Raw genomic sequence first — 10852 nt, forward strand, 5'->3', positions numbered from 1 at the left:
CGGCGGCCAGGGCGAGGGCCTGATCCCGCTGATCCCCGACGCGGAGGCCGCGGGCCTCGCCTGGATCGACCGGCACGGCACCGTCCCCGCCAACCACGTGGTCGTCGTCCGCGACGACGTCCTGCACTCCGCACCGGAGGCGGTACTCGCCCTGTACCGCGCTTTGAAGGACGCGATCGCCGCCACCGCGCGAGAGCGCGACGACTCACCGGCCGGACGCGCGGTGTCCGCGGGCTGGAGCGACTCCCTCGCCAACTGCCTTGAGATCGCCGGGCGTTACGCCCTGGAGCAGGAGCTCGTGCGTTCACCCGTGGACGTGGGCGCGATCGAGAAGGAAACGGCGTTCGTCCGGGGCAGTTGAGAGGAGGCAGCGATGACAGGACTACGACACCGACCGAGCGCCCCCACCCGGCGGCCCGACCGGTGGACGCCGGACCTCCTGGCCAAGGTCGACTGGCGGCGCCGCGCGGCGGCGGAACCCTTCCGCGGGGTGGCCACCTCCGAAGGCGTGCGCCCCGGGCTCTTCCCGTTGCGTGAGACCGGCGTGGACGTCACCGGCGTCCGCCGGGCGGCGGAGGACTACCTCACCGCCCTCTCACCGGCCCAACGGGCCGCCGGCAGGTTCCCCGTCGACGATCTGACCTGGCGTCACTGGGCCAACGGGGCAAGGTACTTCCTCCGCCACGGTCTGTGCCTGGAGGACCTCGACGACGAGAGACGCCACCGCGCCCTGGACGTCGTCCGCGCGAGTCTCAGCGGCCACGGCTACACCCAGGTCCTCGACCTGATGCACCTCAACCTCACCATCGGTGAACTCCGGGGCGAGGAGGACCTCCTGAACGAGTGGCTGTACTGGTTCAGCGTCTACGGCGAACCCGGGCACGGCGGCCCCTGGGGCTGGCAGCTCGACGGCCACCACGTCAACGTCAACTGCGTCTTCGTCGGCGACCAGATGGTCCTCACGCCCACCTTCCTGGGCGCCGAACCGGTCACCGCCAAGTCCGGGAAGTACGCGGGGACATCAGTCTTCCGGCGCGAAGAGGCCGTAGGGCAGGAGCTGTTCACGACTCTGACGAGCCGTCAGCGGAAGCTGGCCGTGATCGCGGACGAACTGCCGCCCGACCTGTTCGCCGGCGCCTTCCGCGACAACCTCGAACTCGACCACGCGGGCCTCCCGTTGGGCGAGCTGACGTCCGGTCAGCGCGCGGTCGCGGCGGAACTCATCGGCCTGTACGTCAACCGGGCCGGCGCCGGTCACGCCCGGGTCCGCATGGACGAGGTCACCGCCCACCTCGCCGACACCCACTTCGCCTGGATCGGCGACGGCGGCCTCAACGGCGTCTTCTACTACCGCGTCCACAGCCCGGTGATCCTCATCGAGTTCGAGCACCAGGCCGGGGTGATGTTCGACAACGACGTGCCCTCGCGCAAGCACATCCACACCGTGGTCCGCACCCCGAACGGCAACGACTACGGCACCGACCTGCTGCGCCGGCACCACGAGCGGTTCCACCGGAGGAGGAGCACGGGATGAAGATGGTTCTGGGCCGCGACGACCTCGCGACCGCCGCACAGGCCGCCGTCCGCGCCACGGGCACGGACCTCGAACGGCTCGACGTACGCCCGGTGCACAGGGCCTCCCGCGGCTTCGTCAACGATGGGGACGTCGACCTCTGCGAGGTGGCGGTCGTCACGCTCGTCCAGGCCGTCGCCCACGGGAAGCCGGTCGTGCTGCTCCCGGTCACCACGCTCGGCCGCCACCAGCACCAAACCCTCGTCACCTGTGGCGAGTCGACGGTCGACGACATCGAGGGGAGGACCGTCGGTGTCCGCTCCTGGAGTCAGACCACCGGGGTGTGGGTGCGCGGATTCCTCGGCGAGCAGTACGGGGTCGACCTGCGGAACGTCGACTGGGTCGTGTACGAGGACGGCCATGTCGACGGCCACGAGGACCCGGACTGGGTGAAGCGGGCCCCCGAAGGCGCCCGGCTCCAGGCCGACTTCCTCGAAGGCCGCCTCGAATTCGGGATCATGGGCAACGAGACCCCGGCCATCGACGTCATCCACACCGCCGTCCCGGACGCGTCCGACGTGGCTCGACAATGGGCGCTCGCCAAGGGGTTCGCCCCTGTCAACCATGTCGTCGGCGTCACCGAGTCGGCCGCCCGTGAGCATTCCACCGCCGTCTGCGCCGCCTACGACGCGATGCGCGCCGCGATCCCGCCGACGAGCCCTGTGGACTTCGCTCCGGTCGGCTTCGAGGCACTGCGCGGACCGGTCACGCAGGCCGCCCGATACGCCCTGGAGCAGGGCGTGTTGCCCCGACCCGTCACCTTCGGCGAGCTGGTGGCGGGGACCTGCGCGGCCCTCGGCGTGGAGCCCGCGCGGCTCGGCGGATAGGTCCGCGCGGACGGCCGTAGCGAACAGACCCCAGCGAACGGAAGGCAGGGAATGCAGAAGCTCTCGGTGGCCCTCGGGGAGTACCCGCACGGGCAGGCGCTCCTCGACGGCGATGTCGAGGTGGACGGGTACCGGATCGAGCCGGTCGAGGTGAGGCCGGTCATCGGCGCCTACCGGCGCATGATCCGCGACCTGGAGTTCGACGTGTGCGAACTCGCCCCCGTCTCCTATCTGATGGCCCGCCAGGAAGGGGTCCCGCTCACCGCGGTCCCCGTCTTCCTCAACCGCCGCTTCCACCACGCAGATGTGCGGTGCGCCGAGGACTCGGGCATCCGCGTGCCACGGGATCTGGAGGGGCGCCGGGTCGGGGTCCGCGCGTACACGGTGACCACCGGGGTGTGGGTGCGCGGCATCCTCGCCGAGCAGTACGGTGTGGACGTCGGGAAGATCACCTGGGTGGTGGACGACGACGACCACATCGAGGGCCGGACCCCGCAGAACGTCGAACGGGTCGGCAACGGGCGGTCGTTGGGCGAGCTGCTGCGGACCGGTGACATCGACGCCGCGTTCACCGGCAACGCGGGTACCGGCCGGGCGGGCGCACCCCGGGCGGGCTGGACGGCGGCGGACGACGGCGTCGGCGAGGGCCCGTACCCGCTCTTCCCGGATGCCGAAGTCCTCGCCGTGGACTGGTACTTGAGGACCGGCGTCTACCCACTCCACTCGCTGATCGCGCTCCGCTCCGAACTCGTCGACCGCGACCCCGCCCTCCCCACCAGGCTCTGCACGGCCTTCGCCGACAGCAAGCGCAAGCGACTCGCCGCCGATCCCGACTGGTCGGCGCAGCCCCGGCTCGCCCGCCAGGCGCGGCAGATCGACGGCGACCCCGTCCCGTACGGCATCGACGTCAACGCGCCGAGCCTGACCGCGCTCGTGCGGTTCTCCCGTGACCAGGGCCTGCTCGACCCGGACTTCCCCACCGACCCGCACGCCCTGTTCGCCGCCGGCGACTACCCGGACGCCTGACCGAAACGACGTACCGCACAAAGGAGTTGGACCATGGACGTGGTCGACGCACACTGCCACATCATCTCCGAGGACGAGTCGCGCTATCCGCGCGCGCCGATCGGCGGCAAGCAGTCGCCGTGGGCCGGGTCCCGGCCGGTGACCGCCACCGGCATGACGACCCGGATGGACGAGGCGGGCATCGGCCAGGCCGTCCTGGTGCAGGCCACCACGGCCTACGGCTACGACAACTCCTACGTCCTCGACAGCTGCCGCAGCCGCCCCGGACGCTTCGTCGCCGTCGGCACCTTCGATCCGCTGCGCCAGAACGCCGCCGGCATCCTGGCGCACGCGGTCGGCGAGGGCGGCCTCGCCGGGGTGCGGCTGTTCACGAGCGGCAGCACGGTGCCGACGCAGGGGGAGTGGTTCGCCACCCCCGAGACATACGAATTCTGGCGCCGGGCGGGCGAGTTGGGCATCACCGTCTGTCTGCAGATGCGGCTCGGGCCGGCGACCAAGCAGCTCCGGCAGGTACTGGAGCGGTTCCCGGACGTCCGGGTCCTCCTCGACCACATCGGCTACCCCGACATCGCCGCCTCACCCGCCCGCGCCGGGGCCGACGTCGCCGAACTCGCCCAGCATCCGGGCCTGTTCCTCAAACTCACCCACCGCAACCTGGAGCGGCTGCACGACGCCGGGGACACGGCGGCCGACTTCCTCGAACCCGTCGTAGCCGCCTTCGGTGCCGAGCGGATCGCCTGGGGCTCCAACTGCCCTGCCGCCGAACAGTCGTTGCCCGAGCTGCTGCGCCTGGCCGAGGACGTCCTCGCCGTACTGCCGGAGGACGCCCGGCGGGCGATCTTCGCGGGCACGACACGACGCTTGTATCCCGGGCTGGCCGAAGCGCGCGGCTGAACAGAGATACTCCCGGAGCAGTCGACATCCCTACCCAGACATACAGGTGATCAAGGTGGACATCAGCGGTTACGACGACGTCGTGGATCCGGGCCGGACGTCGCCCACCCGGCACAGCCAGGCCTACGAAGGACTGCGCACCCTGCTCCTGTCGGGCAGCGTCGAGCCGGGCACCCGGCTCACCGAGGCCGACCTGACCAGGATGTTCAACGTCTCCCGCAGCACCATGCGGGCGGTCCTGGTCCGGCTCACCCAGGAGGGCTACGTCACCAGCGAGGTCAACCGCGGGGTACGCACCCGGAGTTTCACGGTCGAGGAGGCCGCGGACATCCTGGAGGCCCGCGAAACACTGGAGTCCGCCCTCGCCGGGAAGGCCGCCGAACGCGCCACCGACGAGGAGATCACCCAACTGCGCGCCACCCTCCGGGAGATGGAGGACTGCAAGGCACGCGGCGACCAGGCCGCCTACTCGCGCGGCAACCGCCTCTTCCACCAGCAGGTCAAACAGGCCGCCCACCAGGTGACCCTCGCCAAGGCCTACGACACGCTGCTCTACCCGCTCGTCATGCGCCAGTACCGCAACCTCTCCGCACCGCACCCGAGGGCCGGTTCGCTGGAGGAACACCAGGCGATCCTTCTCGCCGTCGTCACCCGCAACCCCGACGCGGCCGTCGCCGCGATGCGCCACCACGTCGCCTCCGCCCGACAGGCACTCCTGCTGCGCTCGGCCAACGGCGACTCCGTGCGCACCCCCGACTGACCGACCACTCGCCGCACCCGAGAAAGGGTCTTCATGCGCCACCCAGTGGAAACCGAGGCAGGGCTGGTGGAGGGCATACCCGGCCGCGACCGCGCGCTCACCGTCTACCGGGGCATCCCCTACGCGGCGCCCCCGGTCGGCGAGTCGCGCTGGCGCGCGCCGCAGCCCCCGCCGACCTGGCCGGGTGTGCGCACGGCCGACACGTTCGGCCCGATGTGCCCGCAGGCCCCCAGCAGCGAGGTCGCCGGTATCGACCTCCCGATGAGCGAGGACTGCCTCCACCTCAACATCTGGACCGGCGCCACCTCCACCGAGGAACGCCGCCCGGTCCTGGTCTGGATCTACGGCGGCGGCTTCCGCGTCGGCACCGGCGCGAGCCCCCGCTACGACGGCGAGGCCCTCGCCCGCAAAGGCCTGGTCGTCGTCACCTTCAACTACCGCCTGGGCGCCTTCGGTTTCCTCGCCACCCCCGAACTCAGCGCCGAGTCAGGACACCACGCCTCCGGCAACTACGGCCTCCTCGACTGTGTCGCGGTCCTGCGCTGGGTACGGGACAACATCACCAACTTCGGCGGCGACCCCGACCGCGTCACGATCGCCGGACAGTCGGCCGGCGCCGGCGCGGTCAACTTCCTCGCCATGTCCCCGCTGGCGCAAGGCCTGTTCCACCGTGCCGTCGCACAGAGCCACGCCCGGCACTCCCGCGACCCCGAACTCCGGTACCTGGCAACGTCGTACCGTGCTCTCGCCGACGCCGAGAGCGCGGGCGCACGGTACGCCGGGGAACGCGGCGGCCCCTCGCTCGCCCGGCTGCGCTCCCTGCCCTGGCAGAGACTCGTCGACGGGGACGCGGCCGTCGACTTGCCTGTGGAGAGCGGGAGTTCGGCGAAGCCACCGCTGTTCCGGCCCGTCGTCGACGGCTGGGTGCTGCCCGCCGGCTACGACGAGACGTACGCCAAAGGACTGCAGAACAACGTCGGTTACCTCGCCGGCAGCAACCGCGACGAGAGCGGAGCCGTCCCCGAGAGCACCTTCGCCGGCTACCGCACCGCCGGCAGGAAGGCCTGGCGGCCGGGCATGCCACCCGTCCACGTCACCCTCCACGACCACACGGCCGCCGCCCGCAGGAAGTACGGCGAGATGGCCGACGAGTTCCTGCGGCTGTACCCGGCGACCACCGACGACGAGGCGGGCCGCGCCCACAACGCCGCCGTACGCGACAACGCCCGTGTCTCCACGTTCCTCTGGGGGACGGACTGGACGCGGCACGCGGACCGCCCGGTGCACACCTACTTCTGGGCCCACCGCTCCCCGGCCCGCGGTCAGGACCCGCGGCGCGCCTCGCACGGCTCGGAGATCGACTTCGTCCTCGACAACCTCGACCAGGACGACGCCGAGTGGACCGCCGAGGACCGCGCCGTCGCCGAGATCATGTCCGGCTACTGGGCCAACTTCGTCGCCACCGGCGACCCGAACGGGCCCGGACTGCCCAACTGGCCGCCGTACAACCCGGGTTCGGCGACGGTCATGCAGGTCGGCGAGGGCTTTGGACCGGTCCCCGTCGCGGAGCCGGAGCGGCTCGACTTCTGGAAGCGCTTCTTCCGTACGCAGCAGGCATGGTGACAGGAGACCTCATGAGACTACGCACCGTGGACACCCGTACCGCCACCGCCCTGGCGGCCACCATGGCGCTCGGCACGGCACTGCTGACCGCGTGCGGCGGTGACTCCTCGGCGAGCGCCGACGGACTCACCACCGTCACGGTCGGCACCGGCGGCAACATCTTCGACCTGCCCCTCAAGGTGGCCGACGCCAACGGCTACTTCCGCAAGCAGGGGCTCAGGATCAAGTACGTGACGCTGACGGCCGCGACCGGACCGTCCGCCCTTCAGGCGGGCTCCGTACAGTTCCTGCACGACAGCCCCACCGGGTTCGTGACCGCGCTCTCCAAGGGCCTCCCGGAGATCGCGCTCGGCGCGGACGGCCTCGGCAACCCGCTCGGACTCGTCGTCAGCAAGAAGTTCGCCCAGGACCACGACCTGACCGCCTCCACCCCGGCCGCCGACGTCGCGAAGGCCCTCTCCGACTCGACGGCGGGCGCCAGCTCGGCCAACACCAAGGCAGAAGCCGGCATCTTCCTCAAGTCCCACGGCGTCGACCCCACCAAGCTGAAGTGGGTGTCGCTGCCGAGCCCGGTCGCCGACAAGGCCGCGCTCAACAACCACGAGATCGACTGGTTCGTCACCTCCGAACCACTGCCCCTGCAGATCGCGGACTCCGGCGACGGCGTCGTCGTGGCGACCCCGCTGACCGTGCCCGAATGGGACGCCACGCACTCCGGATACAGCCAGTTCGTCGTGGCCCAGAAGAGCTACGCCACCGGGCACGCGGACATCGCGAAGAAGTTCGTCACGGCCGTCCAGCAGGGCACCGCCTACATGCGGACCCACCTCGCCGACAAACAGGACAAGACCGTCCTGGCCGTAGCGCAGAAGGCGCTGCCCGGCGTACCGGCCAATGTCCTCGAAAGCAGCCTGGAACAGGTCGACTGGCCGGCGAAGGCCGCCATGGACGCGGCCACCTGGAACACCACCACGGCCTTCATCGACGCGATCGGGGCGCTCCCCGACGGAGCGAAGGTCACCACGAGCGACTGGACCAACAAGTACCTGCCATGACACGGCCGGCGCGCAACCGGAAGGAGCATCCGATGGTGACTGCCACCGACACCCCCGAGAACACCGGCGAGACCACCACCGAGACTGCGGTCGCCGCGACCGGACGACGCCGCAGGAGCCACGACCGCTGGCGCGACACCGCCACCGTGGTGGCCCTGCGCCTCGCCGTGATCGCGCTCTGCCTGGTCCTCTGGCAGGTGATGAGCGGACCCGTCGTCCCGGAGTACGCGGTCAGCAAGCCCACCGACGTGTCGCACGCCCTGTGGAACCTGCTCGGCTCCTCCTCCGGGTGGACCGACATCAGGGTGACGTCGATCGAGATCGCCGCCGGATTCGCCATCGGCGTGGTCCTCGGCACCGTGATGGGCCTGCTCCTGGGCTCCTTCCCGCTCGCGGGCCGGGTCCTGGAACCCCTGGTGGCCGCCGTCAACGGCATCCCCAAGATCGCCCTCGCACCGCTGTTCCTGCTGTTCTTCGGCATCGGCCCCTGGTCGAAGATCAACATCGCCGTGACGGGAGTGTCCTTCGTCGTCTTCTACAACGTCTACCTGGGCCTGCGCCTGCGGGAGCGCGAACTCGTCGAGATCGTCCAGGTGATGGGCGGCCGTCGCCACCACGTCCTCGGCTACGTCACCATCCCCACCCTGGCCGCCCCTTTCTTCGCCGCCCTCAAGACCGGCGGCCCCCTCGCCATCCTCGGCGTCATCGGCGGCGAGTTCATCGCCTCCTCCGAAGGCGTCGGCCACGAACTCTTCACCTCCGCCATGAACCTCGACGCCGCGACCGAGTTCGCCGGCCTCATCGTCCTGGTGGTGATGACCCTGATCCTGAACGGCCTGCTGACCTGGCTCGACACCTACGCACTGAAACGGCTCGGGCTCGGCCCCCGCCGCGGTCCGGCACGCGTCTGATGGTCGGTGATGTCCGCGCCCGGGCCCACCTGCCCCTGATAAATCCGGTGCCCCACCACCCCGGGCTTCCCTACACTCGCCACAACCGTTGACGAGTGAGGGGAGCCCGCCGTGCGTGACCGCACCGCTGTGATCCTCCTGTCCTCGTCCCTCCGGTACCCGCCGCGCGGCCGGTACCGGACACCCGTGACGAGCATCTGAGCATCTGACTCCACGTCAACTCTCTTCCCTCGTACGGGAATCGCGCCGCCCTGCACGGAATCACTCTCGAAAGGCCACGGGCCGTGCGCACCGAACGCCCTGTCACCAACCCGCTCACCGCCGTCCGCAACCTGGGCATCCTCGCCCACGTCGACGCCGGCAAGACCACCGTCACCGAGCGGTTCCTCTACCTCACCGGCACCACGCACAAGCGCGGTGAGGTCCACGACGGCACCACCGTCACCGACTTCGACCCCCAGGAACGCGACCGCGGCATCACCATCTTCGCCGCGGCCGTCACCTGCGCCTGGGACGGCCACCGCGTCAACCTGATCGACACCCCGGGACACGTCGACTTCGCCGACGAGGTGGAGCGTTCGCTGCGCGTCCTCGACGGTGCGATCGCCGTGTTCGACGCCGTCGCGGGCGTGGAGCCGCAGAGCGAGTCGGTGTGGCGCCAGGCCGACCGGTACGGCGTGCCGCGCATCGCCTTCGTCAACAAGCTGGACCGCGCGGGCGCCGACCTCGACACGGCCGTCGCCTCCATCCGCGAACGGCTCCATCCGGCGCCGCTGGTGGTGCAGTTGCCGATCGGCACGGAGGACGGCTTCACCGGAGTCGTCGACCTGCTGCGGATGCGGGCGCTGGTGTGGCCCGACGGCGACGCCACGATGGCGGAAGTCCCGGTGCCGGACGGCCTGTTGGAAGAGGCGCGGCGGCGTCGGCGGCTGCTGGAGGAGGCCGTGGCCGAACTGCATCCGGGCGCGCTGGAGGAGTTCTGCGCCGAATCCACCCTGTCCGCCGGGACGTTGAGCACGGCACTGCGTGACCTGACCCGCACCGGCGACGGTGTGGTCGTGCTGTGCGGCTCGGCCTACCGCAACCGGGGCATCGAACCGCTGCTGGACGCCGTGGTGGCGTATCTGCCCTCGCCGTTGGACGTGCCCCCGGTCCGGGGGACGTACGACGGCGGCGAACAGGAGCGGGCGGCCGACCCTCAAGTGGCGTTGTCCGCACTGGCGTTCAAGGTGAGCGCGGCGGGGACCGGGCGGCTGACGTATCTGCGGATCTATTCGGGCACGATCGAGAGGGGGGACACGGTGTGGGATCCGGGTACAGGGCGCACCGAGCGGATCGGGCGGATCCTGCGGGTGCAGGCCGACCGGCACGAACGGCTGGAGCGGGCGGTCGCCGGGGACATCGTCGCCGTGGCCGGACTCAAGTCCGTCCGCGCCGGCTCGACCCTGTGCGCGCCCGGCGCCCCGCTCGTCCTCGAACCGCCCGCGGTCGCCGACCCGGTGGTGTCCGTGGCCGTCGAGGCACGCCGCGGCACCGACACCGACAAGCTGGCGTCGGCCCTCGCCCGGCTCGCCGAGGAGGACCCCTCGCTGGTCGTGCGCACCGACGCCGAGACCGGCCAGACGGTCCTGTCCGGCATGGGCGAACTGCACCTGGAGGTCGCGGTGGAGAAGATCCGCCTGGCCACCGGGGTCGAGGTCGACGTCGGCCGCCCGAGGGTGGCCTACCGGGAGACGGTGGTGCGCGGGGTGTCCGGGTTCGTGTTCCGGCACGTCAAACAGGACGGCGGCTCGGGCCAGTTCGCGCACGTGGTGCTGGATGTCGAACCGCTCGACGGCTCCGGTTTCGCGTTCCGCTCGGCGGTCGTCGGCGGGCGGGTGCCGCAGGAGTACGTCCGCTCGGTGGAGGCCGGCTGCCGTGACGCCCTCACCGAGGGCCCGGTCGGCGGGTTCCCGGTGACCGGGCTGCGCGTCACGCTGACCGACGGGGCGACCCATGTGAAGGACTCCTCGGAGCAGGCGTTCCGCACGGCCGGCCGGCTCGGCCTGCGGGAGGCCCTGCGCGCCTGCGCGACGGTCCTCCTCGAACCGGTCGTCGAGGTCACGGTCACCGTGCCCGGGGACGCGGTCGGCGGAGTCCTCGGCGACCTCGCCGCCCGCCGCGGCCGGGTCACCGCCTCGACG

At 71.2% G+C, this 10852-nt stretch carries 9 protein-coding genes and 1 pseudogene; all 10 read left to right on the forward strand.

Annotated elements, in window-relative coordinates; genetic code table 11:
• Window positions 1-361 (forward strand): annotated as a pseudogene (locus R6V09_RS34675) (hypothetical protein); the annotation flags it as partial.
• 12 nt (window positions 362-373) lie between these two features.
• Complete coding sequence (locus R6V09_RS34680) at window positions 374-1534, forward strand: DUF3500 domain-containing protein (RefSeq protein ID WP_317885432.1); 1161 nt, start codon at window positions 374-376, stop codon at window positions 1532-1534.
• Window positions 1531-2400 (forward strand): hypothetical protein, encoded by an 870-nt coding sequence (locus R6V09_RS34685; protein WP_317885433.1) that lies wholly within the window; start codon window positions 1531-1533, stop codon window positions 2398-2400. The genes R6V09_RS34680 and R6V09_RS34685 overlap by 4 nt, the downstream gene beginning before the upstream one ends.
• A gap of 51 nt (window positions 2401-2451) precedes the next feature.
• On the forward strand, window positions 2452-3426 hold the full coding sequence (locus R6V09_RS34690) for a PhnD/SsuA/transferrin family substrate-binding protein (RefSeq protein ID WP_317885434.1): 975 nt from the start codon (window positions 2452-2454) through the stop codon (window positions 3424-3426).
• A gap of 33 nt (window positions 3427-3459) precedes the next feature.
• Entirely contained in the window at window positions 3460-4320 is an 861-nt protein-coding gene (locus R6V09_RS34695) for an amidohydrolase family protein (protein WP_317885435.1), read from the forward strand.
• A gap of 55 nt (window positions 4321-4375) precedes the next feature.
• On the forward strand, window positions 4376-5080 hold the full coding sequence (locus tag R6V09_RS34700; RefSeq protein WP_317885436.1) for a GntR family transcriptional regulator: 705 nt from the start codon (window positions 4376-4378) through the stop codon (window positions 5078-5080).
• Window positions 5081-5113: 33 nt separating this feature from the next.
• A complete protein-coding gene (locus tag R6V09_RS34705) occupies window positions 5114-6703 on the forward strand; it encodes a carboxylesterase/lipase family protein (protein ID WP_317885437.1) in 1590 nt (529 codons plus the stop codon).
• Between the two features lie 11 nt (window positions 6704-6714).
• On the forward strand, window positions 6715-7758 hold the full coding sequence (locus R6V09_RS34710) for an ABC transporter substrate-binding protein (RefSeq protein WP_317885438.1): 1044 nt from the start codon (window positions 6715-6717) through the stop codon (window positions 7756-7758).
• 32 nt (window positions 7759-7790) lie between these two features.
• Window positions 7791-8669, forward strand: coding sequence for an ABC transporter permease (locus R6V09_RS34715; RefSeq protein ID WP_317885439.1), 879 nt, complete (start codon window positions 7791-7793; stop codon window positions 8667-8669).
• Between the two features lie 284 nt (window positions 8670-8953).
• Window positions 8954-10852: elongation factor G (gene fusA, locus R6V09_RS34720; protein WP_317885440.1), on the forward strand; the 1899-nt coding region annotated here is incomplete at its 3' end.

The organism is Streptomyces sp. W16 (genome assembly GCF_033194735.1).
In the GTDB taxonomy this organism is placed as follows: Bacteria; Actinomycetota; Actinomycetes; order Streptomycetales; family Streptomycetaceae; genus Streptomyces.